This is a genomic window from Dyella lipolytica (assembly GCF_030160075.1).
Lineage (GTDB): Bacteria > Pseudomonadota > Gammaproteobacteria > Xanthomonadales > Rhodanobacteraceae > Dyella_B > Dyella_B lipolytica.
Genome location: NZ_BSNQ01000009.1, coordinates 333,509 through 359,801, shown reverse-complemented (window position 1 = coordinate 359,801; position 26,293 = coordinate 333,509). Strand labels below are relative to the sequence as shown.

The 26,293-nt window shown below is 62.2% G+C and carries 27 protein-coding genes; 21 read left to right on the top strand and 6 right to left on the bottom strand.

Annotated features, from left to right (window positions below; genetic code table 11):
• Positions 1-42: 42 nt before the first annotated feature.
• The gene (gene gap, locus QQL64_RS14795; RefSeq protein WP_284401051.1) at positions 43-1,056 is read right to left on the bottom strand and encodes a type I glyceraldehyde-3-phosphate dehydrogenase; all 1,014 of its coding nucleotides are present in this window, start codon (positions 1,054-1,056) and stop codon (positions 43-45) included.
• A gap of 167 nt (positions 1,057-1,223) precedes the next feature.
• Here gap and QQL64_RS14790 point away from each other — a divergent pair, with 167 nt between their 5' ends.
• From QQL64_RS14790 to QQL64_RS14770, 5 genes are all read left to right on the top strand, one after another.
• The gene (locus QQL64_RS14790; protein ID WP_284401049.1) at positions 1,224-1,688 is read left to right on the top strand and encodes an OsmC family protein; all 465 of its coding nucleotides are present in this window, start codon (positions 1,224-1,226) and stop codon (positions 1,686-1,688) included.
• 52 nt (positions 1,689-1,740) lie between these two features.
• A complete protein-coding gene (locus tag QQL64_RS14785) occupies positions 1,741-2,553 on the top strand; it encodes a S1/P1 nuclease (RefSeq protein ID WP_284401047.1) in 813 nt (270 codons plus the stop codon).
• A 143-nt stretch (positions 2,554-2,696) separates the two neighbouring features.
• Positions 2,697-4,169 (top strand): pyruvate kinase, encoded by a 1,473-nt coding sequence (pyk, locus tag QQL64_RS14780; protein WP_284401029.1) that lies wholly within the window; start codon positions 2,697-2,699, stop codon positions 4,167-4,169.
• Between the two features lie 101 nt (positions 4,170-4,270).
• Entirely contained in the window at positions 4,271-4,786 is a 516-nt protein-coding gene (locus QQL64_RS14775; RefSeq protein WP_284401028.1) for an energy transducer TonB, read from the top strand.
• Positions 4,787-4,917: 131 nt separating this feature from the next.
• The gene (locus QQL64_RS14770) at positions 4,918-5,922 is read left to right on the top strand and encodes a class I fructose-bisphosphate aldolase (protein WP_284401025.1); all 1,005 of its coding nucleotides are present in this window, start codon (positions 4,918-4,920) and stop codon (positions 5,920-5,922) included.
• A 105-nt stretch (positions 5,923-6,027) separates the two neighbouring features.
• Here QQL64_RS14770 and QQL64_RS14765 read toward each other — a convergent pair whose 3' ends face one another.
• Positions 6,028-6,630: an outer membrane protein gene (locus QQL64_RS14765; protein WP_284401023.1), complete on the bottom strand. Its 603-nt coding sequence runs from the start codon at positions 6,628-6,630 to the stop codon at positions 6,028-6,030.
• A 280-nt stretch (positions 6,631-6,910) separates the two neighbouring features.
• Here QQL64_RS14765 and tkt point away from each other — a divergent pair, with 280 nt between their 5' ends.
• Positions 6,911-8,905, top strand: coding sequence for a transketolase (gene tkt / locus QQL64_RS14760; RefSeq protein WP_284401021.1), 1,995 nt, complete (start codon positions 6,911-6,913; stop codon positions 8,903-8,905).
• 48 nt (positions 8,906-8,953) lie between these two features.
• Here tkt and QQL64_RS14755 read toward each other — a convergent pair whose 3' ends face one another.
• The 3 genes from QQL64_RS14755 to QQL64_RS14745 are packed head-to-tail and all read right to left on the bottom strand — an operon-like array spanning position 8,954 to position 10,756.
• A complete protein-coding gene (locus QQL64_RS14755) occupies positions 8,954-9,367 on the bottom strand; it encodes a hypothetical protein (protein ID WP_284401019.1) in 414 nt (137 codons plus the stop codon).
• A complete protein-coding gene (locus QQL64_RS14750; RefSeq protein ID WP_284402204.1) occupies positions 9,364-9,846 on the bottom strand; it encodes an Mpo1 family 2-hydroxy fatty acid dioxygenase in 483 nt (160 codons plus the stop codon). The genes QQL64_RS14755 and QQL64_RS14750 overlap by 4 nt, the downstream gene beginning before the upstream one ends.
• Positions 9,847-9,859: 13 nt before the next feature.
• Complete coding sequence (locus QQL64_RS14745; protein WP_284401017.1) at positions 9,860-10,756, bottom strand: phosphoribosylaminoimidazolesuccinocarboxamide synthase; 897 nt, start codon at positions 10,754-10,756, stop codon at positions 9,860-9,862.
• An 82-nt stretch (positions 10,757-10,838) separates the two neighbouring features.
• Between QQL64_RS14745 and QQL64_RS14740 the strand changes: the two genes are divergently transcribed.
• The 14 genes from QQL64_RS14740 to QQL64_RS14675 all read left to right on the top strand — a co-directional run bounded on the left by QQL64_RS14740 (position 10,839) and on the right by QQL64_RS14675 (position 24,311).
• Positions 10,839-11,162 (top strand): c-type cytochrome, encoded by a 324-nt coding sequence (locus QQL64_RS14740; RefSeq protein ID WP_284401016.1) that lies wholly within the window; start codon positions 10,839-10,841, stop codon positions 11,160-11,162.
• Complete coding sequence (gene djlA / locus QQL64_RS14735; RefSeq protein WP_284401014.1) at positions 11,159-11,956, top strand: co-chaperone DjlA; 798 nt, start codon at positions 11,159-11,161, stop codon at positions 11,954-11,956. The genes QQL64_RS14740 and djlA overlap by 4 nt, the downstream gene beginning before the upstream one ends.
• A 108-nt stretch (positions 11,957-12,064) precedes the next feature.
• On the top strand, positions 12,065-12,733 hold the full coding sequence (gene rpe, locus QQL64_RS14730; RefSeq protein ID WP_284401012.1) for a ribulose-phosphate 3-epimerase: 669 nt from the start codon (positions 12,065-12,067) through the stop codon (positions 12,731-12,733).
• 736 nt (positions 12,734-13,469) lie between these two features.
• Positions 13,470-14,159 (top strand): proteobacterial dedicated sortase system response regulator, encoded by a 690-nt coding sequence (gene pdsR, locus QQL64_RS14725; protein WP_284401010.1) that lies wholly within the window; start codon positions 13,470-13,472, stop codon positions 14,157-14,159.
• Complete coding sequence (locus tag QQL64_RS14720; RefSeq protein WP_284401008.1) at positions 14,147-14,752, top strand: hypothetical protein; 606 nt, start codon at positions 14,147-14,149, stop codon at positions 14,750-14,752. The genes pdsR and QQL64_RS14720 overlap by 13 nt, the downstream gene beginning before the upstream one ends.
• Before the next feature lie 36 nt (positions 14,753-14,788).
• Positions 14,789-16,795, top strand: coding sequence for an ATP-binding protein (locus QQL64_RS14715; protein ID WP_284401006.1), 2,007 nt, complete (start codon positions 14,789-14,791; stop codon positions 16,793-16,795).
• 53 nt (positions 16,796-16,848) lie between these two features.
• Positions 16,849-18,324, top strand: coding sequence for an anthranilate synthase component I (gene trpE / locus QQL64_RS14710; protein WP_284401004.1), 1,476 nt, complete (start codon positions 16,849-16,851; stop codon positions 18,322-18,324).
• A gap of 3 nt (positions 18,325-18,327) precedes the next feature.
• Positions 18,328-19,002: a hypothetical protein gene (locus QQL64_RS14705; protein ID WP_284401002.1), complete on the top strand. Its 675-nt coding sequence runs from the start codon at positions 18,328-18,330 to the stop codon at positions 19,000-19,002.
• Between the two features lie 33 nt (positions 19,003-19,035).
• Entirely contained in the window at positions 19,036-19,992 is a 957-nt protein-coding gene (locus QQL64_RS14700; RefSeq protein WP_404601068.1) for a DMT family transporter, read from the top strand.
• Positions 19,993-20,073: 81 nt separating this feature from the next.
• Positions 20,074-20,673 (top strand): anthranilate synthase component II, encoded by a 600-nt coding sequence (locus QQL64_RS14695; protein WP_284401000.1) that lies wholly within the window; start codon positions 20,074-20,076, stop codon positions 20,671-20,673.
• Positions 20,670-21,737, top strand: a complete 1,068-nt coding sequence (gene trpD / locus QQL64_RS14690; RefSeq protein WP_284400999.1) for an anthranilate phosphoribosyltransferase — start codon at positions 20,670-20,672, stop codon at positions 21,735-21,737. The genes QQL64_RS14695 and trpD overlap by 4 nt, the downstream gene beginning before the upstream one ends.
• Positions 21,738-21,778: 41 nt before the next feature.
• A complete protein-coding gene (gene trpC, locus QQL64_RS14685) occupies positions 21,779-22,573 on the top strand; it encodes an indole-3-glycerol phosphate synthase TrpC (protein ID WP_284400996.1) in 795 nt (264 codons plus the stop codon).
• Between the two features lie 15 nt (positions 22,574-22,588).
• Complete coding sequence (locus QQL64_RS14680; protein WP_284400995.1) at positions 22,589-23,275, top strand: HAD family hydrolase; 687 nt, start codon at positions 22,589-22,591, stop codon at positions 23,273-23,275.
• Between the two features lie 79 nt (positions 23,276-23,354).
• The gene (locus QQL64_RS14675; RefSeq protein ID WP_284400993.1) at positions 23,355-24,311 is read left to right on the top strand and encodes a bifunctional helix-turn-helix transcriptional regulator/GNAT family N-acetyltransferase; all 957 of its coding nucleotides are present in this window, start codon (positions 23,355-23,357) and stop codon (positions 24,309-24,311) included.
• 146 nt (positions 24,312-24,457) lie between these two features.
• Here QQL64_RS14675 and crp read toward each other — a convergent pair whose 3' ends face one another.
• Positions 24,458-25,195: a cAMP-activated global transcriptional regulator CRP gene (gene crp, locus QQL64_RS14670; protein ID WP_404601041.1), complete on the bottom strand. Its 738-nt coding sequence runs from the start codon at positions 25,193-25,195 to the stop codon at positions 24,458-24,460.
• A 246-nt stretch (positions 25,196-25,441) separates the two neighbouring features.
• Between crp and speD the strand changes: the two genes are divergently transcribed.
• Positions 25,442-26,227, top strand: coding sequence for an adenosylmethionine decarboxylase (speD, locus tag QQL64_RS14665; protein ID WP_284400989.1), 786 nt, complete (start codon positions 25,442-25,444; stop codon positions 26,225-26,227).
• The last annotated feature ends 66 nt before the right edge of the window (positions 26,228-26,293 follow it).

The following is a 26,293-nucleotide window of genomic DNA, read 5'->3' as shown; positions in this document are numbered from 1 at the left end:
CCGGGCATAGCCCGGCTTTTTCGAGTTTGGTCGCGGTTGGACTTACTTCGCGGCCATCAGCGCCTTGGTGATGTCCAGCATACGATTGGAGAAACCCCACTCGTTGTCGTACCAGCTCAACACTTTCACCAGCGTGCCGCCCATGACGCGGGTTTGCGTAGCGTCGTAGGTGGAAGAGGCCGGGTTGTGGTTGAAGTCCACCGACACCAGCGGCTGAGTGTTCACCGCCAGGATGCCCTTCAGCGCGCCGTTGGCGGCTTCGTTGATAGCGGCGTCGATTTCTTCTTTAGTGGTATTGCGGGCAGCGACGAAGGTGAGGTCGACCACCGACACGTTGATGGTTGGCACGCGCATGGCGAAACCATCCAGCTTGCCGTTGAGTTCCGGTAGCACCAGGCCCACCGCAGCGGCGGCGCCGGTCTTGGTCGGGATCTGGCTCATCGTGGCCGAACGGGCGCGGCGCAGGTCGGAATGATAGACGTCCGTCAGCACCTGGTCGTTGGTGTAGGCATGGATGGTGGTCATCAAACCGTGCACGATGCCGATCTTGTTGTGCAGCACTTTGGCCAGCGGCGCGAGGCAGTTGGTGGTGCAGGAAGCATTGGAGATGACCTGGTGTGCCGTCGTGATCTTGTCGTCGTTGACGCCGAACACGAAGGTGCCGTCCACATCCTTGTCACCAGGGGCGGAGATGACCACTTTCTTGGCGCCAGCGGCGAGATGCGCGCCGGCCTTGGCCTTGGAGGTGAACAGGCCGGTGCATTCCAGCACCACGTCCACGCCCAGCGCGCCCCAGGGCAGCTTGGACGGATCACGCTCGGCGCATACCTTGATGCGGTCGCCGTTGACGATCAGATCGCCGCCGTCCACCGAGACCTGGCCCGGGAACTTGCCGTGCGCAGTGTCGTACTGGGTGAGGTGCGCGTTGGTCTCGGCGTTGCCGAGGTCGTTGATCGCGACGATCTGGAACTCGTTCGTGCGACCGGCTTCGTACAGCGCGCGCAGAATATTGCGGCCAATGCGACCGTAACCGTTGATGGCGACCTTGATGGCCATGGGACAGCGTCCTCCGAAGGAATGATGGAGCAGCAAAACGGCGGCCCCGACGGACCGCCGAAACCCGCATTTTAGCCCGAACCGGGGGTGGCTCTCATCTGGGACTGGTTCGAGCCGCCTGGCGCAGGCAGGATCACGCTCCTGGCACCCATTCCCCCGAGAAACCCATGAGCGACGAGCAGTTGATCGAGCTGAGCCTGGAGCAGACAGGCGACTACGAGTTTCGCGTCCGCTTCGATGGCACCGCCATCCCGGATCTGGTGACCGACGAAACGGCCCCGCTGGGCGGCGAAGCGGGGCCTAATCCCTCGCGCTTGCTGGTGGCGGCCGTGGCGAACTGTCTCGCGGCGAGCTTGTTGTTCGCGTTGCGCAAGTTTAAGAACGCCCCGGGTCAGCTGGCGACGAAGGCGCGTGCCACGATGACGCGCAACGAACACGGTCGCTGGCGCGTTACGCATGTCGCCGTGGACTTGCAGTTGGCGGATGCAGCCTCCGCACTCGAACACATCGATCGTGCGCTGGCTCAGTTCGAGGATTTCTGCATCGTCACCGAGAGTGTGCGGCAAGGTATCGCGGTAGATGTCAGCGTGCGCGATGCCTCGGGCACCGTGGTGCATACCAGCAACGTCTGAATGTCATGACGCGTGTGGCACGATGCGGGGTTTCCAACCTCGGACGCTTCGCATGTCTCCGGTACGCCGCATCGCCACCGCTTTGTTCGTCGCCCTGACTATCGCGCCGGCTGCTCAGGCATGGGGGCCGCTTGGACACAGCGTGGTGGCCGAGCTCGCGCAGCGCCATCTGAGCCCTGCCGCTGAAGCGGAAGTGGCACATCTGCTCGCTCTAGATCACACGCAGTCGTTGGCCGACATCGCCAGCTGGCCGGACGAAATCCGCAATGATCCTGCGCAACAGGCGTTGTGGAAGGAAACGCGGCCGTTGCACTACATCGATTTTCGCGACCCGTCCTGCGTCTACGTGCCGCCGCGCGATTGCAAGGACGGCAAGTGCGTGGTCGCGGCTATCCCGCACTACATCGCCATCCTCAGCGACCGTAGCCAGTCGGATACGGCAAGGTTGCAGGCGCTCAAATTTCTTGTGCACTTCATCGGCGACATCCACCAGCCACTGCATGCCGGTTACCGCGACGACGTGGGTGGCAACACCTACCAGGTGCAATTCCAGGGGCAGGGCATGAACCTGCACCGCGTGTGGGACTCCGGTTTGCTCGGTACGCGCGGTCTGGATTGGAAAGCTTACGCAAAGATGCTCGACGCGGAAGGCTTCGCGCCGCTACCACCCCCCGTAGCTCCTTTGGACAACCCGGCTGCGCAATGGGCGGAAGAGTCGTGCCAGATCACGCACGACATTTATCCGTCAGGCCACAAGATCGATCAGGCCTATATCGATGCTGAGCTGCCCGTAGCTGATGGTCGGCTGCGCGACGCGGGGAGGCGGTTGGCGGAAGTACTCAATATCGCGCTGCAGAACGGCTAAGCACGAAATAAGGGTTGTCTTATTTCTGTTTTGGCCGTCTGGCCGTCCAGGGATGCATGTCGATGCAGCGCAGCATCGCAAGAGGTTGCCGAGTTCTAACGTAATTCTGTTAGGCTCTGTGGACGACTGCGATTACTGAAGCGATGACTACCGAAACTCATTCCCGCCGCACCAAGATTGTTGCCACCCTGGGTCCCGCGACCGACGCACCAGGCATGCTCGAACGAATCATCAGCGAAGGCGTGAATGTGGTGCGCCTCAACCTTTCCCATGGTCAGTCCGACGATCACCGCGCCAGGGCTGTCGCGGTGCGTAAGGCCGCAGAGAAGGTTGGGTGCGAGGTAGGCATCTTGGCGGACTTGCAGGGTCCGAAGATCCGCGTCGAGCGTTTCGCCAATGGTCCGGTTGAACTGCGCGATGGCGATTCGTTCGTGCTCGACTGCCGCGCGGATGCCCCTCCGGGCGACGCGAGCCGCGTCGGCGTGAGCTACCTCGGCTTGCCGAAGGATGTGAATGCGGGTGACGTACTGTTGCTTGACGACGGCCTGGTGGCGCTGACCGTGCTCGAAGTGGTCGGCGCCGAGGTACGTTGCCGGGTGCTGATCGGCGGACGTCTTTCCGATCGCAAGGGTTTGAATCGACAGGGTGGCGGCTTGTCTGTTGCCGCGCTGTCGGACAAGGACAAGGCCGATATTCGTCTGGCCGCCGAGATCGGCGCGGATTTTCTTGCAGTGTCCTTCGTGCGCTCGGGCGCCGATATGGATCAAGCGCGTCGTTTGCTGCACGAGGCCGGCGGCAAGGCGTCGCTGGTGGCGAAGATCGAACGCGCCGATGCGATTCCGGTACTCGGCGAAATCATCGATGCTTCCGATGTGGTGATGGTGGCGCGCGGCGACCTGGGTGTGGAAATCGGCGATGCCGAATTGCCGGGTCTGCAGAAAAAAATCATTCGTGAGGCCGTGCAGCGCAATCGCGCGGTCATCACCGCAACTCAGATGCTCCAGTCGATGGTGCGCTCGCCCATTCCTACTCGCGCCGAAGTGCTCGACGTGGCCAATGCGGTGATCGATGGCACCGATGCGGTGATGCTCTCGGAGGAATCGGCCGCAGGTGCGCATCCGGACAAGGCCGTCGCCGCGTTGCGCCGCATCTGCCTCGGTGCCGAACGTCAGTTCGAGCCGAAGGAAGACCTCGCCACGGCCGGGCACCGCCTCGATCGCACCGATCAGGCGATTGCACTGGCGGCGATGTTGCTGGCCAGCGAAGTGGGCGTACGCGCCATTGTCGCGCTGACCGAATCGGGTGCCACGGCGCAATGGCTGTCGCGCTACCGCAGTGCGGTGCCGATCTACGCACTCTCGCCGTTCGACGATGCGCGTCGCCGCATGCTGGTGCTGCGCGATGTGCAGCCGGTGAAATTCACGCACGACACCTTGAATCCGGCTGTCTCCGCGCGCGAGGCAGTGCGTCAGCTGTTTGCGATGGGCAAGCTCACCGAAGGCGATCGCGTGGTGCTGACCCACGGCGACCATATCGGCCGCGGTGGTGGCACCAACACGCTCAAGCTACTTTCGGTTGGCGCCGACGGCATGGTGGAGAGTCTGCGCGATCTTTGAGTTCTGCGAGCGGAAAGATGATTCGTCAGCGATAACGCGGGCGCAACGCAGAAACACGGTAAATTTGCTTTAATAAGCTCTCCACGCAAGGAGGTTGCCCCATGAGCAGGATTCCCCGCCGCTTTTGTCTAGGGCTATTCGCTTTGACGACGTCGATCGCCACCACAGCGGCGCTGGCGCAGCAAATGCGTATGGTTTCGCCTGAGAGCCTCAGTCACTACTGGATATTGCTGACCACGGATGTAGACGTGGATCTGCCCAACAGCGGTGTGAATCTCTACACACCTGGCTGCGTTGCCGTGACTTACATCATCGGGTCCGATGGCGTACCGCAGCAGGCCAAGGTCGCAAAGATGGTTCCGCCTAGCGACCTGGGTCCCGCCGCAGTCGGTATGGTTTCGCACTTTCGTTACGGGGCTTATACGGACCTGAGCAAGAAACCCACCAGCGGGCAGAAGGCTGCCAGTAGCAAGAGCCTGGACGTGCGGCAAGACACGGGGGATAACCGACAGCAAATGCCGGTTTCGACTTACTACGTCGTTCCCTTCAATACGCCCGATGACCCCGCCAAGCGCCAGGCAGTGACCGCTGCCTGCAAGCTTCCCGGCTATAGCTGACCCGCTTCGGCCCGGCCGGGGTCACCACCCCGGCCGGATGAGGCTATAATTCCGCGCTTCCGCCTCACCGCCCGCCAGGGCGGCACCTATCTTTGCGGCCGAATGCCGCCCAAGTTTTACGGAGTCGTCCCATGAGTATTGAAGATCTCGAGAGCATCGCCCTGGCGATGGTCGCGCCCGGTAAGGGCATCATCGCTATCGATGAGTCGACCAACACCATCAAGAAGCGCTTCGAGTCGGTCGGCATCGAAAACACCGAAGAGAACCGCCGCGCGTACCGTGAGCTGCTGCTCACCGCGCCGAATCTCTCCGATCACATTTCGGGCGCGATCCTGTACGACGAGACGATCCGTCAATCGACCAAGGACGGCGTGCCGTTCACCCAGGTCATGAAGAAGAACGGCATCATCCCGGGCATCAAGGTCGACAAGGGTCCCGTGCCGCTGGCCGGTTTCCCGGGCGACGTGGTGACCGAAGGTCTCGACGGTCTGCGCGACCGTCTGGCCGAATACGTCAAGCTCGGTGCACAGTTCGCCAAGTGGCGCGCCGTGATCAACATCAGCGAAGACAATCCCAGCTCCACCGCCATCGAAGCCAACTGCCATGCGCTGGCACGCTATGCCGCGTTGTGCCAGGAAGCCGGCATCGTGCCGATGGTCGAGCCGGAAGTGATCATGGACGGCGATCACAGCATCGAGATCAGCTACGAAGTGCACGAAGCCGTGCTGCGCAGCCTGTTCAATGCGCTGTATGAGCAGAACGTGCTGCTGGAAGGCACGATCCTGAAGGTCAGCATGGTCATTCCGGGCAAGGATTCGGACGAGCAGGCCAGCGTCGAAGAAGTCGCCGAAGCCACCGTGCGCGTGTTGAAGACCACCGTGCCGGCCACGCTGCCGGGCGTCGTGTTCCTCTCCGGTGGTCAGACCGATGAGCAGTCCACCGCGCACCTCAATGCGATGAATCGCATGGGCCCGCACCCGTGGCCGCTTTCCTTCTCCTACGGTCGCGCCATGCAGCAGTCTGCACTCAAGCTGTGGTCGAAGGACATGAAGGCCAACTACACCGAAGCGCAGAAGACCGTCTCCGCGCGTGCCAAGGACAATGGCCTCGCCGCATTGGGCCAGTGGAAAGGCTGATCGCTCGCCACAACGGGTCATGCAAATAAAAGAAAGGGCGCCTTGAAGGCGCCCTTTCTGTTTCAACATCGACGATGTTACGTCGGTACTACTACGCAACTGCAATCAGAAGCGATATTCCGCGGCGACCGTAACAGCGTTGGTCTGCAACTGCACGCCGTGGTTACCACCTCTGCTGGTGCCGTCGTAGTAGTTGTAGTTCACACCCACGCTCCAGTTCTGCGTGAGGTTGTAGCCCACGCCCACACCGGCGTAGTAACGGGTGCGATCGAAGCGTTGATACGACGGGTTGGCGCTATCGGTCAGGCCTTGGCCCTGGGCGTAGAAAGCACCGCCGCGCACTTCGCCGTACCAGTTCGGCGTGAAGTTGTAGCGCAGGTTCGCGCCGAGCGTCGGACCGTACAGCTTGGAGCGCAGCGAGGAATCGCCCGAAGCGCCACGGGCATCCACTTGGCCCAGGTACTGATAGCCGGCTTCCACGCCGATCGAGGTGTTGGGGTTGATGGCGAAGCGGTAGCCGCCCTTGAGGCCGCCAATGGCGTTGCCATTGTTGTTATAGGGTCCCTTGTTGATTTCGCCGTAACCGGCCTCTGCACCTACATACCAACCCTGCTGGGAGATCGAGGCGGGAGCGGTCTGGGCGAAAACGGCGGGTCCGGTAGCGAGGCCAGCGGCAGTCAGGGCAATAGCAAACAACGTCTTTTTCATGGGGAATTCCTTGATTCTTGTTTGTATCCGGGCCGGTGGCGCCTTGGGGAGAGGTAAAACCCCGGCCGGGCAACCGCTCGTTGTCGGTGCCTGCGCATTAGATGGGGAAGGCCCTGAAGCGTTTCAATACCGTCGGGTACAGTATTAAGCGCTAGTTAATGTCAACCCTTTGATCGGTAGGCGAATGTCGTACTTGCCCCCGGTTTGGGCGACAGCCGGATAACGATCGGCGACAATAGCGTCTTTATATTTATAAGCTGCCCCTCTGGAGACTTGCCTGATGACCACGCGTCGCGAACTCGCCAACGCCGTCCGCGCCTTAGCCATGGACGCTGTGGAGGCGGCCAACTCCGGCCACCCCGGCATGCCGATGGGGATGGCGGACATTGCCGAAGTGCTATGGAACGACTTCCTGCAGTTCAACCCCGGCAATCCGAAGTGGCCGAATCGCGATCGTTTCGTGCTCTCCAATGGCCACGGCTCGATGCTGCAGTACGCACTGCTGCACCTGACCGGTTTCGATCTGCCGATGGCCGAACTCAAGCGCTTCCGCCAGCTGCATTCCAAGACGCCGGGCCACCCGGAAGCCAGCGACACCCCAGGCGTGGAAACCACCACCGGTCCGCTAGGCCAGGGTCTCGCCAACTCGGTCGGCTTCGCTCTGGCGGAGAAGGTGCTGGCCGCTCACTTCAATCGCCCTGATCACACCATCGTCGACCATCACACCTACGTATTCGTCGGTGACGGCTGCCTGATGGAAGGTATCTCGCATGAAGTGGCTTCGCTCGCGGGTACCTGGAAGCTGGGCAAGCTGGTCGCGATCTACGACGACAACAACATTTCCATCGACGGTGAAGTGCAAGGCTGGTTCACCGACGACACCGCCAAACGTTTCGAAGCCTACGGCTGGAACGTGATCGGCGTGGTCGACGGTCACAATGCCGAAGCAGTGAAGAACGCATTGGCCCAGGCCACGGCGCAGAGCGAAAAGCCCACGCTGATCATCTGCAAAACCATCATCGGTTTCGGCGCTCCCCACAAGCAGGGCAAGGAAGAAGCGCACGGCGCAGCACTGGGCAAAGACGAAGTCGCCGCCGCACGCGACATGCTCGACTGGCGTTATCCGCCATTTGAAATTCCTGCCGAGATCTACGCCGGCTGGGATGCGAAGAAGGCAGGTGCGCTGCGCGAACAGAAGTGGAACGAGACCTTCGCCAAATACGAAGCGGCTTTCCCCGAACTCGCGGCCGAATTCCGCCGCCGCATCGCCGGCGAATTGCCGAAAGATTGGGCGAGCAAGTCGCAGGCTTACGTCGAAAAGATGCAGGCCGATGGTCCGGATGTCGCTTCGCGCAAAGCCTCGCAGATGACACTGGATGCGTTCGGTCCGCTGCTGCCGGAAATGGTCGGCGGTTCGGCCGACCTGGCCGGTTCCAACCTCACCATGTGGAAGGGCAGCAAGAACATCACCGGCCCCGGTGGCAACTACATTCACTACGGCGTGCGCGAATTCGGCATGACGGCGATCGCCAACGGTCTTGCGTTGCATGGCGGCCTCCTTCCGTATGACGGCACCTTCCTGGTGTTCTCCGACTACGCGCGCAACGCAGTGCGCATGGGTTGCCTGATTCCGGCGCACGTCATTCACGTCTACACGCACGATTCGATCGGTCTGGGCGAAGACGGTCCGACGCATCAGCCTATCGAGCATCTCGGCTCGCTGCGCCTGATTCCGAACAACCGTGTATGGCGTCCCTGCGATGCGGTGGAATCTGCGGTGTCGTGGAAAGTGGCGATCGAGCGCAAGGGCGCGCCGTCGTGCCTGATCTTCTCGCGTCAAACGCTGAAGCATCAGCAGCGCACGCCACAGCAGCTGGCGGACATTACGCGCGGCGCCTACGTGCTCTCCGATCCGGCGGATACCAAGTTCAAGGCGATCCTGATCGCCACCGGTTCGGAAGTGGAGTTGGCGATGGAAGCAGCACGCACGCTGGCGCAGCAGAATGTGCCCGTTCGCGTGGTGTCGATGCCCTGCACCGAAGTGTTCGACGCACAGCCGCTGGAATATCGCGAAGGCGTGCTGCCGGGCTGGTGCCGCGCGCGCGTGGCCGTCGAAGCGGCCAGCGTCGATTTCTGGGGCAAGTATGTGGGTCTGGATGGCGCGGTGGTCGGCATGACCACGTACGGTGCTTCCGCACCGGCGCCGAAGCTGTTTGAGAACTTCGGTTTCACGGTCGCCCATGTGGTCGACACCGTGAAGAAGGTGATCGGCTAAGCAAGACGTGGCGCGGTGCCATCCCGGTGACGCCGGGATGGCATTCGCTCAGAGACTGATCAGCGTCGTGAGTACGCCAAAGCTGATCGCCATCACGACAGCGACCGCTACGCAGGCGCTACCGAGGCGAATGCGGCGAGCATCGACGCGCGGAATCAGTCGCCATAAAGCGATGACCCCCACCAGCATCGACACCACTAGCGAAGCGCGGAACGTACTGCTGGCGAGCAGCGGACCGAACGGTGGATGCGCCACGCCAACGCGCGCGGCGGCCATCACGCTGATCAAAACGGTGAGCAGGCTCCACACCAGGCACGCGAAATAGGTGCGGTTGAATACCACCGCCGTGCGTTCGCTCCAGCGCAACACGATCCAGACAATCAGCGCGGGAAGAATGGCTACGACGCTGCTGCACAACACCCACCAGATGATGCTGCTGAGCAGCGTGAGCAAGCCCGTCATGTGGTTTCCTTGAAACCGATTCGGCGCAGCAGCTTATCCATCAACCAGGCCGGGCCGATCAGCAGATAGGCGAGGTCGGTAAAGAAGCTCGGGCGGCGTCCTTCGAACAGATGGCCGATGAACTGCCCGATCCACGCGACGACAAAGACGCCGACCGCAACCCAGCGCAATTGGCTAGGTCCCAGCTGCTGGAATGCGACATAGCTGATCAGCGCGAATAGCGCCAAGGCCAGCAAAAGCGCCGCGCCAAGTCGACGCGACTGCTTCCAGTACCAGGTAAACGCCAGCACGATCGCGAACACGGACCACGCACCCGGGCGCAGCAACGATGCCGGTACCGGAATCGTCCACAGCAACGCGATAACGCTCCACACGATCAGCGGCACGCAGATCCAGTGCAGCAGACGGTTAGTCGAGCTTTGGTGGTCGCGACTGTAGCTATCGAGCCAATCGCGCATGCTGCGTGTGTTGGAGTGCATCGTATTCACGTGCTCAGCTCAGCGTGATGCCGGCGAGGCGCTGCAGCGCTTCGGCGTACTTGGCAGCGGTGCCGGCGATGACCTCGGCGGGAACATGCGGGCCGGGCGCTTTCTTGTTCCAGTTCTGCGTTTCCAGGTAGTCGCGCACGAACTGCTTGTCGTAGCTGGGCGGGCTGATACCCATCTTGTACTGCTCGGCCGGCCAGAAGCGCGAGGAATCGGGGGTGAGCATTTCGTCCATCACGTACAACTTGCCGTGTTCGTCCGTGCCGAACTCGAACTTGGTGTCGGCGATGATGATGCCGCGCTCGGCGGCGAACGCGGCTGCCCACTTGTAGATGGCCAGCGTGGCGTCGCGCACCTGCTCTGCCAGATCCTTGCCGACCGCTGCGACGACGGCGTCGAAGCTAACGTTCTCATCGTGATCGCCCACGGCAGCCTTGGTCGACGGCGTGAAGATCGGTTCCGGCAATTGCTCGGCCTGACGCAGCCCTGCGGGAAGCTTGATGCCGCACAGCGAACCGGTGGCCTGGTAATCCTTCCAGCCCGAGCCGATCAGATAGCCACGCGCGATGGCTTCCACCGGCACCGGCTTCAATCGCTTGGTCACAACGGCGCGCTTGCTATAAAGCGCGAGATCGGTGCCCTTCGGCAGCACCTCGTCCAGCGGCGTGTGCAGCAGATGGTTGGGCACAATGTGCGCCGTCTTGCCGAACCAGAAGTTGGAAATCTGGGTGAGCATCTCGCCCTTGCCGGGAATCGGATCAGGCAGCACGACGTCGAATGCCGAGAGCCGGTCGGTGGCGACGATCAGTAACCGGTTGCCGGGCAGGGCGTGGACGTCGCGCACCTTGCCGCGATGGATCAGTTCCAGGCCAGGCAGGTTCGATTGCAACAGGGTGGTGGGCACGGTGCGCTCCGATGGGCCAAACGAGCGGGCTATTGTAAGCGACGCTGCTAGAATCGGCCGCTTTAGCCCTCACTCTCTGCTGATGCGAACCGTACTGATCGCGGCACTCGGTCTGATCTGTGCCCTGCCAGCGCTTGCCACCGATATGCCGCAGAAGCCGGTACGGCTCGGCCTGTGCGCTGCTTGCCACGGCGAAACCGGCATGGCGCAGATACCTGGCGCGCCGAATCTGGCGGGCCAGCGGCTGGATTACCTGCGCAAGGCACTGCAGGACTACCGCGACGGCAGCCGCAATGTGCCGCTGATGCGCGCGGCCATCGGCCCGGTCAGTGACGCCGATTTGGACCAGTTGGCACGCTGGTATAGCGCGCAAACACCGCAACCACAGGCTGCCGCACAACCATGAGCTACACCTATACCTTCTGGTTCGCCATGGCGGGCCTGTTGCTTGGTCATGGCATCGTCGGTGCCGGCGTGGGCGCGATCGTCGGCTTCGTGCTCGACAACCTGCGCTTCAGCCAACGCCGTAGCGCAACGCCCGAGGCCGGCGGCTATGTATCGCCGTTGTTCGCCTTGCTGGGAGCGATCGCCAAATCCGATGGCCGCGTGTCCGAAGCGGAAATCGCCGTTGCCGAACGCATGATGGGCCGCATGGGCCTGGATACCGCCATGCGCCAGCAGGCCATCAACGCCTTCAATGCAGGCAAGCAGCCCGAGTTCGATGTCAGTACGCCGATCAATGCGCTGCGTCAGTGGGCCGGCTTGCGTCGCGACCATGCTTTTCCACTGCTCGATGTCGTGATCGAAACCGTGCTGGCCGAGGGCAATCCTCCACCGGAAAAAATGGCGATCCTGCGCCAGCTCGCTTTCGCCCTGCGCGTCAGCGACATGGAGTTGATGGCTCTGATGGCGATGAAGGGCTTTGTCTGGCACACCGGTGCGCGTGGTCATGGCCCGGGGCAAGGCGGCTATGTTCCGCCACAACGCAACACCCAGGGGCCCGATCCGTATGCCGTACTAGGCATCGCACGCGATGCGGACGATCGCGCCATCAAGCGCGCCTATCGCAAGCTGATTTCCGAACATCATCCCGACCGACTGGGCGACCTGCCCGAAGAGATGCGCAAGCGCGCGGAGGCTCGCGCCAGCGACATCAATGCGGCGTACGAGCGGATCAAGGCGGAGCGGGGCTTCAAGTAGAATGGCCGCCTAGCAAATCCCAATGGCTTTTCGTCCAGGTGGGTCATGCGGAGAGTGGCAGCCGCTTTTCGCTTTCTCGCCACTCACTATTGCCCCCAAGGCTTCGTCATGAGCAAGCAGTCTCCGATCATCGCTCCCTCCATCCTCTCCGCCGATTTCGCGCGGCTGGGCGAGGACACCGCCAAGGTCTTGGCCGCGGGTGGCGACTGGGTGCACTACGACGTCATGGACAACCACTACGTACCCAATCTCACCATGGGGCCGATGGTGCTGAAGGCGCTGCGCGATTACGGCATTACCGCGCCGATCGACGTGCACCTGATGGTGAAGCCGGTGGATCGCATCGTGCCGGATTTCGCCAAGGCGGGCGCCAGCTGCATCAGCTTTCATCCGGAAGCGAGCGAGCATGTGGATCGCACCATCGGCTTGATCAAGGATGCCGGTTGCCAGGTTGGCCTGGTATTCAATCCGGCGACACCGCTGAACTGGCTCGACCACGTGCTCGACAAGCTGGACATGGTGTTGATCATGTCGGTGAATCCGGGTTTCGGCGGCCAGAAGTTCATCCCCGAAGCGCTGGAGAAGCTGCGCCTCGTGCGCCGTCGCATCGATGAGAGCGGCCGTGCGATCCGGCTCGAAGTGGATGGCGGCGTGACCGCCGACAATATCGGCCAGATCGCGGCGGCCGGCGCCGATACCTTCGTGGCCGGCTCGGCCATCTTCAACGCGCCGGACTATCAGGCCGTGATCAAGCGGATGCGCGAAACCATCGGCTAAGTCGCAAAAAGAAAAACCCGGCACAGGGGGAAATCTGTGCCGGGCTGGAGGGGCGTCGGAAAGACGCTAGAGGAGACACCATTGGCAGGAGTGGCCTGCACGTGGCTGAAGGACGGGAGGCTCGGCCGTCGTTTCAGCCCCGGCGAGTTCCACGGCAAAATGGATTACACGCCTGCCAAATATTCGGACAGGGTCTTCCCCGAATGGTTCCCGGCTGGGGCAAATAATTTCGACACCCCAAAAAAATCCCCTCCGGGGTCAAGGGAGGGGAAGGAACGCCGGGACAGGAACGACTCGGGAAACGGCTTGGTAATGCGGTTTATAAAGGCTGCCAGTCCGGATCCGGCTCGCCCGCTGGCGCGACCGGCAAGCATCCTTGCGGACCGGTCGCGCCGAGGCTTTCCACGGCAGCATCAACAAAGTGGCGGGATGGCATAGATGTCTCCTCAATGCAGGCTCAGCAAGAGGCCGAGCAGCAGGGAACCTAATGCCAGCACCACGCGCAGCGGCTCGAAAGTACGAAGTTCGGCATTGGGGTCGATGGAGGGGTCGGCGCGCATGGTGTGATGCTCGTGGTTGGCTTGGGGATATCAAACACCTCGCTAGGGCGCGGCAACCGACGCCTCAAGGGCGATCAGCCGACGGAATCTGGCGGAACGCGGGCAAACACGTTGTGCGGCTTGCGCAAGTGCGACCCACATAGCAACCTGCCCGACATCTTCAGGAGGAATCCCCCATGGGTCGCAACATCGCCATCGTCGAAGACGAACCGCTGATCCGCGCCAATTACGTAGAAGCCTTGAACCGCTTCGGCTACGACACACGCGGCTATGGTTCGCGCCAAGAGGCATCCAGTGCCTTTGCCGTGCGCCTACCGGAGCTGGTCATTATCGACATCGGCCTCGGCGACGAACCGGAGGGCGGCTTCGATCTCTGTCGCGAACTCCGCGCGAAGTCGGCCACATTGCCGATCATCTTCCTCACGGCGCGCGATTCAGATTTCGACGTGATTTCCGGCCTGCGCCTAGGCGCCGACGACTACCTCAGCAAAGACACCAGCCTGCATCAGCTGGCAGCGCGCATCGCCGCGCTGTTCCGGCGCATCGAATCGCTGAAGGCACCGACGTCCAGCGAAACCGTGATCGGACACGGACCATTGAAGCTCGAGTCCGAGCGCATGCGCATCACCTGGAACAACGCCGAAGTACCGCTCACCGTCACCGAATTCTGGATGGTGCACACCCTGGTGCGCTTCCCGGGTCACGTTAAAAACCGCGATCAGCTGATGCGCGAAGCCGAACTCGTCGTGGACGACGCCACCATCACCTCGCACATCAAGCGCATCCGCAAGAAGTTCATCGCTGTGGCGCCGGAGTTCGATGCGATCGAGACCGTGCATGGTGTGGGGTATCGGTGGCGTCCGTGACATGCGTACGCTGGATGCTTGCCGGCCTGCTGTTGTGTGCCGGTGTATCGATGGCTGCGGAGCAGGCCAATCCCGCCGTTGAGGCGCACGGTGCGTCCGATGCCAACGTGCCTGGTTGGACGATCAGCACGACAGCGCCGACCGGGTGGACAAAAGACTGCTGCACATACGCAAGCGCGATTGGTGTGAATTACGTGCTTTATCAGGGTGAGTGGACGGGCAAACCCAATCGAGTCATGGTGCTCAATGTATGGCCGTCCAAACTCCCGACGTTGGATGCCGAATTGCAAGACGATCGCAAGCACTATCTGCAACTCGATCCGGCCGGCAAAGTCGCATCGTTGCCCGTGAACAATCCGCATATGCCCTGTCGTGGCGTGCTGTATTCGGGCAGTGACCACACCGATGACGCGATCGTGTTCTGCGATCCCGGAAAGGTTGCCGGTATCCGATACAGTTGGTCGGTGGCCATTGGCGCAACGGATCCGATGCGTCAGCAGCTGCTCAAGTTATTCAAGGAAGTAGCGGAGCATTCCAGCTACGCCACCTTTGTTCCACCATCCCACTCGACTGGCAAACCCGCGGCGCATTAGGCTGCTTCACGGCTACGCTGGTTGGAACGTTGAAGCATGAGTCTGCGCCAAAAACTGCTGCTCGTCGCACTGTGTACCCTTGCACTGCCGGTGGCGGGATGGCTGTACGTGCGGCAGATGGAGACTCTGTTGCGCCAGGGGCAGGAGCAGGCGCTGACGGCTACGGCTACGGCGGTAGCGCGTAGCCTTGCCGTTACGGATGTGCCGCTGCCGCAATCGGGCACGGGCTGGTATGTGCAGCAGGCGCTGAACCCCATCACCGTTGATGGTTACGGCGACGACTGGGCGCCGATGACGCCGTGGAGCCAGCCGCTAGGTAAGCAGGGCAAGCTGCTGCTCGCCGAGGACGACAGTGGTTTCTATATGTACATCGACGTGCGCACGGCGCGCCGCACGCGCGCCGATGCCGGCGATGCCAACGCGCTTTCGTCTGATCACGTGGTACTGGATTTGATTCAGGGCGCGCAGCATCGCCGCTATCTTTTGGCGAGCGCGGCGCCGGGTGCGTTCACCGCGCAACTGCTCGATCCACCGGCTGGCGACTTGCCGGACCGGATAACCGGTCAATGGCAGGAGGACGGCAGCGGCTATCACGCGGAATTGCGTCTGCCATCCGGCCTTGGACTCAATGCGTTGGGTGTCGGCGTTTACACGGCCGCCAATGGCGGCGATCCCGTTGCTGCCGAGGTGCGCCCGCTCTGGCGTTACTCCACGAATGTTTCGCAGGAGCTGTCGCGGCTGGCGCCGGAAGACACGCGTGCGCGTCTGCTCACCCCCTCCGGTTGGTTGCTCGCTCAAAGCGGCAAGCTGACGACCTCCGGTTCCCAGCCGGGTTGGCTCTCTTCCGTGGTTTACCGCTCGCTGCTGGCCAATCCGCTGGAGGAAGCCGAGCCCTGGACGACCGATGTGCCGCGGCTGGATCTGCCGGAAGTGCAAAGCGCGCGCGACGGAACCTCCGCAACGGTCTGGCGCCAGGGCGAACAACGCGACAGTGTGGTGTTGGCGACGGCCGTTCCGGTGGAGCGCGATCAAACCGTGGTCGGTGTGCTTTTGCTGGAACAGGCTAGTCGCGCTGTGCCGCTGCTTGCCAATCGCGCGTTCCTGAGCCTGCTGCTCACCAGTTTCGGGGTGATGCTGGTTGCTGGCGCCATCTTGCTGTGGTTTGCCACACGCCTCAGTTTGCGCCTGGGTCGCTTGCGCGATGCGGTGGAGCGTGCGCAGCTCAACGATGGACGTCTGGATGGCCAGTGGATACAGGGCCATTTCCCGATGGCGCACGCCGAGGATGAAATCGGTGATCTGGCGCGCAGCTTCCAGAGCCTGTTCGAAGCTGTGGGTGGCTACACCGATTATCTGCGCACGCTGGCCTCCAAGCTTTCGCACGAGCTCAATACGCCGCTGGCGATTGTGAAATCCTCGCTCGACAATCTCGAACACGCCGAGCTTTCCGACGAAGCGCAGCCTTATCTGGCACGTGCGCGCGATGGCGTGGCGCGTCTAGGCACGCTGGTCCGTGCGATGAGCGAGGCAAGCCGGATGGAGCGGGCCATCGCCGCTGCCGAGCCGGAGGATGTGGACCTGGCCGACGTAGTGCGCGGTTGTGCAGAGGCTTATCGGCCCTTAGCTGGCACTCGTTCGCTTGAATGCGCGTTGCCTCACCAGCCGCTGCACATGCATGGCGCGCCGGAACTGATTGCGCAGGCGCTGGACAAATTGTTCGACAACGCGCTTTCGTTCACGCCCTCCGATGGCTGGCTACGCCTCAGCTTGCGCGCTATCGACGGCGGCGCCGAGATCGAGCTGGCGAATCAGGGGCCGCCATTGCCGGCAGCGATGCAGGGCCGCCTGTTCGATTCACTGGTGAGCCTGCGTGACAAGGCCACGCCGGGTGATGCGCCGCATCTCGGTCTGGGCCTGTACGTGGTGCGTCTGGTCGCCGAACGCCATGGCGGCGTTGCCTCCGCGCGCAACCTCGAAGACGGCAGCGGCGTGGCTTTCAGCCTTCGTCTGCACGGTATGCCACGGCAGCGCCTAGCGGGTTGAGCGTGTTCATCCCCTACAATGGCCGTTCCCCGTTCGGCCATCCGGAACCTTACGTGATTTCCCGCGACGAATTCGATGCGCTTGCCGCGCAAGGACATACCCGCATCCCGCTGGTGCGGGAGGTGTTTTCCGATCTGGATACGCCACTGTCGGTGTATCTCAAGCTGGCCGACGGCCCGTATACCTTCCTGTTCGAATCGGTGGAAGGCGGTGCGACCTGGGGGCGCTATTCGATCATCGGCTTGCCGGCCAAGCGCGTATATCGCCTGCGCGGGCACGAGCTGGAAGTGGAAGACGCGGGCGAGGTCGTCGAGCGCCGCCATCTGGACGATCCGCTCGCCGAAATCGAGAAACTTCGCCAGCACTATCACGTACCGCGCTTACCGCAGTTGCCGGCTTTCAGCGGCGGCCTGGTCGGTTACTTTGGCTTCGAGACCATCGGCTACATCGAGCCACGGCTGGCGCAATGGGATCGCGCGGACGAACTCGGCACGCCGGACGTGCTGTTGATGCTGGCCGAGGAGGTTGCCGTCTTCGACAACCTGAAAGGTCGCCTGTACCTCATCGTGCACGCCGATCCGGCGCAACCGCAGGCATATGCGCAAGCACAGCGCCGGCTCGATGCACTGACGTATCGTCTGCGCCAAAGCGGCGCCGCGTATCCGCAGCTCACGCAATCCACGGCGCTCGACGAAAGCGATTTCAAATCCTCCTTCACGCGTGAAGAATTCGAGGCGATGGTCGAGCGCGCAAAGGAATACATCCGCGCCGGTGATATTTTCCAGGTGGTGCCGTCACAGCGCCTGAGTGTAGGTTTCAACGCGCGACCGGTGGATGTGTACCGTGCGTTGCGCGCGATGAATCCTTCGCCGTACATGTATTTCGTCGACCTGGGCGATACGCAGATCGTCGGCTCGTCGCCGGAAATTCTCGCTCGCCTCAAGGACGGCAAAGTGGTGGTGCGCCCACTCGCCGGCACGCGCAAGCGCGGCGCCACCGACGAAGAGGACCAGGCGCTCGAAGCGGAACTGCTCGCCGATCCCAAGGAACGCGCTGAGCACGTGATGCTGATCGACCTGGGCCGCAACGACATCGGCCGCATCAGCGAAACGGGCAGTGTCGAAGTCAGCGAATCGTTCGCCGTTGAGCGTTACTCGCACGTGATGCACATCGTGTCGCAAGTGCAGGGCAGGGCGAAACCGGATCTCACCTACATGGACGTGCTCAAGGCGACCTTTCCCGCCGGCACCCTCAGCGGCGCGCCGAAGATTCGTGCGATCGAGATCATCCAGGAACTCGAGCCCTACAAACGCAACATCTACGCGGGCGCGATCGGCTGGATCGGCTGGTGGGGCGATGCGGACACCGCCATCGCCATTCGCACGGCGGTCATTCAAGGCGGCCGTCTGCATGTGCAGGCGGGTGCGGGCATCGTGTACGACTCCGATCCCGCATCGGAATGGGAAGAAACGATGAATAAGGGCCGCGCGCTGTTCCGTGCGGTCGCTCAAGCCGCCAAGGGATTGTGAGCCATGCCAAACGTCATTCGCTGTGCTCGCCATCTTGCTGTGTTGTCGATGTTGATCGTCGCGTCGTCGTTGTCGGCACGCCAATCATCGCAAGGCTGGCCCGATACGCCGTTTAGCCGCACGCAGGCGTTGGCCGAATTGCAGACGCTCAATGCGCAATTGCTCAGCCACCCGAGTGCGACGTTGACACTGGAGCAATGGTGCGGCGCGCATCACCTCGCGCCGGAAGCCAAGATCGTTGCGCAGCGCGTGCATGGTGCCGACAAGCCGTTACCTGATGGTGCGCGCGCCTTACTCGGCATCGGTCCGGAAGAACCGGTGCGCTACCGCCGGGTCGCCTTGAGCTGCGGCGATGCGGTGCTGTCGGATGCGGACAACTGGTACGTGCCTTCGCACCTGACGCCAGAGATGAATCGGCAACTCGATACGTCCGATGTGCCGTTCGGCAAAGTCGTTCAGCCGTTGCACTTCCGTCGCCAGACGCTTTCAGCGGATCTGCTGTGGTCGCCGTTGCCGGAAGGCTGGGACAGCGGCACCCCGTTGCCACCAACCAGCAACCAGCCGCTGGCGATTCCCGATCACGTGTTGCAGCATCGCGCGGTGCTGTACACCGGCGACAACCAGCCTTTCAGTCTTGTCATCGAAAGCTATACGCGGCAAGTACTGGCGCGACCGTAAACATGGGACGCGCGGCTATAGGGTTTTGAGGGCATAAGGAACGTCATGCAGCGTGGCGTGTTGTACGGGTTACTGGCTGGCGCGATGTGGGGCATGGTGTTTCTGGTGCCGCGCCTGCTGGGCGATTTTTCGCCTGTGCTGCTGAGCGCGGGACGTTACGTGATGTACGGCATCGTTTCCTCGCTGGCGTTGTTGCCGACGGCGCGCAGTGTGATGGCGCGACTCACGCGCGGTGATTTTTTTGCGCTGGTGCGCTTCGCGCTGGTGGGTAACCTGCTGTATTACGTGTTGCTCGGCTTTGCCGTGCATGAAGTTGGCGTAGCGGCAACGTCACTCATCATCGGTGTGTTACCTGTGTCCGTGACGTTGATCGGCCATGGCGATCATGGTTCGGTGCCATTGTCGCGACTGGCATGGCCGCTGTTGATGGTGTTGGCCGGTATCGCCTGCATCAATGCAGATGTATTTAGCGTGGGCAGCGGGCCACATGCCAGCGTCCTCAGTCGCTGCATCGGCATGGCCTGCGCGATGGGCGCCTTGGCTTGCTGGACATGGTACGCGGTGCAGAATGCGCGTTACCTGCGCCGCACCGCCCATTTCTCCGGCAATGAATGGGCCATGTTGTGGGGTGCCGTGACGGGCTTGCTTGGCTTGCTGTTATGGCTGTTTGTCCTATTACTGCCTGCGGGTTGGGTGCAGCAGGCCCTTCCTCCCGCACGCTGGCAAGTGTTCTGGTTGGTCAATCTGCTGCTGGCGATCGGCGCTTCCTGGCTGGGCAACGCCTTGTGGAACGCCGCTTCCCGCCGTTTGCCGCTGACCCTGGCCGGCCAGTTGCTGGTATTCGAGACGCTGTTCGCGCTGCTCTACGCCTTCATTTACGACCATCGCTGGCCGCGACCGCTGGAAATTGCGGCCATCGTGCTGCTGGTGGCCGGGGTGAGCTGGTCGGTGTGGCGGCATGCCGAACCGACCCCGGCGCCCGCCGTCTGAGTGCCTGTACCCATCGTCCACATCCACCGCGTTCGATGGATAATGGCTGCCCCGTATCGCATCCCTGCCGGAATCCCGCCCGTGCTCCTGATGATCGACAACTACGACAGCTTCACCTTCAACCTCGTGCAGTACCTGGGCGAGTTGGGACAGGAGGTGAAGGTGGTGCGCAACGATGCGCTCGATATCGCCGGCATCCGTGCGCTGCGGCCGTCGCACATCATGATTTCGCCCGGTCCGGGAACGCCGGACGACGCAGGCATTTCGCTGGATGTGCTCTCGCAGCTCGGTGGCGACATTCCCGTGTTCGGCGTGTGCCTCGGACATCAGGCCATCGGCCAGGCCTTCGGCGGCAAGGTGATTCGCGCCAAGCAGATCATGCATGGCAAGACCTCGCCGGTGCGCCATCGCGGGCAGGGCGTCTTTGCAGGATTACCCGATCCGTTCGAAGCCACGCGTTATCACTCGCTTGTCGTCGAGCAATCCTCGCTGCCCGATTGCCTTGAAGTCACGGCGTGGACCGAGAACGCGGACGGTTCGATCGACGAGATCATGGGCTTGCGTCACAAGACGTTGGCCGTCGAAGGCGTGCAGTTTCATCCGGAGTCGATCCTGACCCAGCACGGTCACGATCTGCTGCGCAATTTCCTCGGCTTGCCGAAGAAAAAGCTCGCGGCATGACCGGACGCTCCATCACCATCACGCCGCAGGAAGCGCTACAGCGCACGATCGAGCATCGCGAGATCTTCCACGACGAGATGATCGCGCTGATGCGGCAGATCATGAACGGAGAAGTGAGTCCGTTGATGACGGCTGCCATCATCACTGGCCTGCGCGTGAAGAAGGAAACCGTCGGTGAAATCACCGGCGCGGCGCGCGTGATGCGCGAGCTGTCGGGCAAGGTCGACGCGCCGCCGCATCCGCACTTCATCGATATCGTGGGTACCGGTGGCGACGGCGCTTCCAGTTTCAACATTTCCACCGCCTCGATGTTCGTGGCCGCGGCCGCGGGTGCGCGTGTCGCCAAGCACGGCGGACGCAGTGTGTCGTCCAAGTCCGGTAGCGCGGATGTGCTCGAAGCGCTCGGCGCGCGGATCGATCTGTCCCCGGCGCAAGTCGCGCAATGCATGGCCGAAACCGACATCGGCTTTATGTACGCGCCCAATCACCATCCGGCCATGAAAGTGGTCGCGCCGGTGCGCAAGGAAATGGGTGTGCGCACGCTGTTCAACATTCTTGGGCCGCTCACCAATCCGGCGGGTGCGCCGAACATCCTGATGGGCGTGTTCCACCCCGATCTGGTCGGCATCCAGGTGCGCGTGCTGCAGGCGCTGGGCGCGCAGCGCGCCATGGTGGTGTGGGGCCGCGACGGCATCGACGAAATTTCGCTGGGCGCCGCCACCCTGGTGGGCGAGCTGCGCAACGGCGAAGTGCATGAATACGAAATCGAGCCTGAGGACTACGCCCTGGCCATGGCGTCCAGCCGGAACCTGCGGGTGGAAAGCGTCGACGCCTCGAAAGCGATGCTGCTGGAGGCGCTGGAGGACCGGCACGGCGTACCCCACGACATCGTCTGCCTGAACGCCGGCGCCGCGCTGTATACCTCGGGTCTGGCCAGCTCTGTCGCCAGCGGTATCGAGTTGGCCCGTGCCACCATCGCCAGCGGCGCCGCCCGTGCCAAAATGGACGCATTCGTAGCAACCACGCAGCGACTTGCCGATACTATCGGTAGTTCCAGTCGCTAAGCCCCACGGTTTCGTTTTTTACCAGCGCCGATCGCACGCCCATGACTGACATTCTTCAACGCATCCTTGCCCGCAAGGCGGAAGAGCTCGCCGAGCGCAGCACGAAATTGCCGCTGAAAGAGTTGTCGGCGCGCGTGGCCGACATGCCCGACACCCGCGGCTTCGCCGCCGCGATCGAGGCGAAGATCGCAGAAGGTCTTCCGGCCGTGATCGCCGAGGTGAAGAAAGCCAGCCCCAGCAAAGGCGTGATCCGCACCGAGTTCGATCCGGCCGCGATTGCCCGCAGCTACGAAGTGGGTGGCGCGGCTTGCCTGTCGGTGCTCACGGACAAAGATTTTTTTCAGGGTTGCGAAGATTTCCTGCTGCAGGCACGCGCGGCGTGCTCGCTGCCGGTGTTGCGCAAGGATTTCGTGATCGATCCCTATCAGGTGTACGAGGCGCGCGCGATCGGCGCCGACTGCATCCTGCTGATCGTCGCTGCGCTCGGCGATGCCGCCTTGCTCGAGCTGTCCTTGCTCGCCGCGGACTTGGATCTGGACGTGCTGTGCGAAGTGCACGACGCCGAGGAACTGGAACGCGCGCAAGCCGTGCCCGTGCCGCTGATCGGTGTGAACAACCGCAACCTGCGCACCTTCGAGACCTCGCTCGACACTACGCTCGAACTGCAACACTTGATGGAATACGACCGTGTACTGGTGGCCGAATCAGGCATCCACACACCTGCCGATGTGGCACGTCTGCGCGATGCGGGCATCAACGCCTTCCTGGTCGGCGAAGCATTCATGCGCGCCGCCGATCCGGGCTTGGAGCTGAAGCGATTGTTCGGCACGCACTGAATGAGTACAGGGGAAATGACTGACGTGCCGGATACTGCCGGTAGCGATGCCAGCGCGTCGCGTACGGTGCTGTTCGATTTCGATGGCGTGCTGTTTCACGGCGATTCGTTCGCCATGTTCATGCGCGACCGCTACCGGCAGTCGCTGCTGAGTAAAGTGCTCGCGGTACTGACGATGCCCTGGTGGCTCCTTTGCCTGGTGTTCTGGCGATGGTGGGCGGCTCGTACGCTGGTGCACGTGGCGTTATTCGGTATGGGGCAGGAACGCTATCGGCGCCTCGTCGACGCATTTGCTGATCAGGTGGTACGTCGTAAAGGTCAGTTTTGCCGCGACGGTTTGCTTGCTCTACGCCGGCACGTCGCGGAAGGGGATGAAGTGATCGTCGTGACAGGATGCGAGCAAGCGCTGGCCACGCGTTTGCTGTCGCAGCTCGGCTTGCCCGAAGTCGGCGTTATCGGCTCGCAGTTCAAGCCGGGATGGTTCGGCATGCGATGGAAAGTGCACAACGTGGGACGTCGCAAGGTGCAAAGCCTTGCTGCGAAGGGCGTGAAAAGCTGGCGCGTCGCCTACGGCGATTCCATGCTCGATATGCAGATGCTCAAGCAGGCGCATCAGCCGGTGTTGGTTAACGGCACCCCCAAACTGTGTAAGCGGATGGAGAAGGCGCTGGGTCGTTCGGTGACGCGGGTCGCCTGGTATTGATTTCCCTCTGGTGGGCACTTGCAGGCCAGGTTCGGCCGAGATACGTTAGCACTTACGTATCTGTTCGGCGAGACAAGTCATGTACCTGGAATCATTGGGAAAATTGGCCATCGGAAGCCGCCTCAAGGCGCTTAGCGATCACTTTTATGGCGCCGCAGACGAGGTCTATCAGGCACGCGGCGCACGCATCGAATCGCGCTGGCTGCCGGTGCTGCGCTATCTATGGGATGTCGGCCCCCGCTCGGTGACGGAGGTGGCCGATGCGATCGGCCAAACCCACTCCGCCGTCAGCCAGCTCACTGACAAGCTGGTTCGCGCGGGCATGGTGCGGCGCCGGCGCGATCCGGCGGATGGCCGTCGCAGCGTGCTGACTCTGACGGACAAGGCGCACAGTTCATTGTCCGAGCTGGGGCCCATCTGGTGCGCGGTGCGCCAGGGTGTCACGGCTTCGCTGGGCGAACATGCAACGCAATTGCTGGATGCCATCGCGGCTTGCGAGCGTGCGTTGCAGGAGCGGCCGGTGGCCGAGGCCATCTTGGCCGAACATACCGCGCTGATCGCCAAGCCGCTGGAAATCGTGCCGTATGCGCCAGAGCTGCGTGAGCATTTCTATCGCTTGAACGCACAGTGGCTGGAACGCTACTTCCGCATCGAGGATATCGATCGCGTCGTGCTGAATGACCCCGAGCGTTACATCCTGCAACCCGGCGGCGCCATTTTCTTCGCGCGCTTGGGCAAGGAGATCATCGGCACCTGCGCTTTGTTGCAGGAGTCGCCCGGCGTGTTCGAGCTGACCAAGATGAGCGTGGACGAAACCTTTCGGGGGTTAGGCGCGGGCCGGCGCCTGCTCGATGCTGCCATCGCCGAATACCATCGGCGCGAGGGCACGCAGCTGTTTCTGGAGTCCAACAGCATCCTGAAGACAGCGCTTCGCATGTACGAGCAGGCCGGATTCCGACTGCAGCCGACGATCCGCCCGGGCTCGCATTACGAGCGGGCGGATGTCTACATGATTTACGAACCCGGTCGCACGTAACTCCCTCTCCCCTTCGGGGAGAGGGTTGGGGTGAGGGGCCAATCTTGCCGAGTGGTTACAGGTAAGAGCGTGGCTCTTAATTAAGACTGAGGCGAGCGTGTCCCCTCACCTCAGTCCTCTCCCCGGAGGGGAGAGGAGGCGGAGCATTAGCGGGTGCCGCGCACCACGATGGTCTTGCCGGAGACCTCGATCATGCCTTGCTCTTCCAACTGCTTGAGCACGCGGCCGACCATCTCGCGCGAGCAACCGACGATGCGGCTCACTTCCTGGCGCGAAATGCGGATCTGGGTGCCGGCGGGATGGCTCATCGCATCCGGCTCCTGGCAAAGATCCAGCAGCGTGCGCGAGATGCGGTTGGTCACATCCATAAAGGCCATCCGGCTCACCTGGCGCGAGGTGCGCAGGAGGCGGTGGGTGAGCTGGGAACCGATGGCGAACAGGATCTTCGGGCATTCGTCGCGCAGCGGGCCTTCCATCAGCTGGAACAGGCGCTCGTAGCTGATCTCGGCCATTTCGCAGGGTGTGCGGGTGCGCACCATGGATTCGCGCTGGGCCTGCTCCACGAACAGCCCCATCTCGCCGATGAACTGGCCGCGGCTGATATAGGCCAGGATCAGTTCTCGGCCCTGTTCGTCCTCGGTGCAGACGGCCAGCGAGCCTTCCATGACGTAATAAAGGGTATTGGCGGGGTCGCCGGGACGGATGATGGCCGTCTTGCCGGGGTAGCGGCGGCGATGGCAGAGACCGAGGAAGCGCTCCATGGCGGCGGGGTCAGGCGCGAAGCCGAGTGGAGCCTGTGACTTTTCGAAAGCTTGTTGTAATTGATATTTCAGCTGCACCACAGAATTTTTCCCCAAGCTAAGTTGTCCTAAGGGCCGTCCCATCCCGCGACCATATCATGTGCGTCCCTGGCAACTTTCGCATTATGGCAAAGTCGATGAAAACCCCGTAGGTTCTGTTTTCCATCGATATGCCGCATACTTCGCAGTCTTCCGGATGGTGGCAGCTGCCATCGTCCGTACACAAGAGGCGTGCAGGATAAGGGTCCAGCATGCCTGTCCAATCCAGCGGGGACCCTTGTAGCTAACCCGCCTCACCTGTCGGCCGTGACCCGGCCATGGAGTGTCGCCGTGGTGAAACCCCTTCCCCGTCTGCGCCTGCAGGGTTTCAACAACCTGACCAAGGCCCTGAGCTTCAACATTTACGATATCTGCTATGCAGTGTCGGAAGACCAGCGCCAGCGCTATATCGAGTACATCGACGAGCAGTATGACGCCGATCGTCTCACTCAGATCCTCACCGACGTGGCCGAGATCATCGGCGCGAACATCCTCAACGTGGCCCGCCAGGACTACGACCCGCAGGGTGCCTCGGTCACCATCCTCATCTCCGAGGAACCGGTGCTGGAGAAGCTGGGCCGCGACACCATCTCCGGTGCCGTGGTGGCGCATATGGACAAGAGCCATATCACCGTCCACACCTACCCGGAAACGCACCCGCACAACGGCATCGCGACCTTCCGCGCGGACATCGATGTTGCCACCTGCGGCGTGATTTCTCCGTTGAAGGCCCTGAACTACCTGATCGACAGTTTCGAGTCCGACATCGTGGTGTGCGACTACCGCGTGCGCGGCTTCACCCGCGACGTGAAGGGCAAGAAGCACTTCATCGATCACAAGATCAACTCGGTGCAGGATTACCTGGCGCGCCACATCCGCCAGAAGTACGAGATGTTCGATGTGAACGTGTATCAGGAAAACATCTTCCACACGAAGATGCACATCAAAGACTTCGACCTCGACACCTACCTGTTCGAGGCGCACGCGGACGATCTTTCGTTCAAGGAACGCCAGCGCATCGAATCGCTGCTGCGTCGTGAAATCGAAGAACTGTTCCACGGCCGCAACCTGATGTGATCCAAAAGAAACCCGCCGAAAGGCGGGTTTCTTTTTACTTCCTCTCCCCTTCGGGGAGAGGACTGA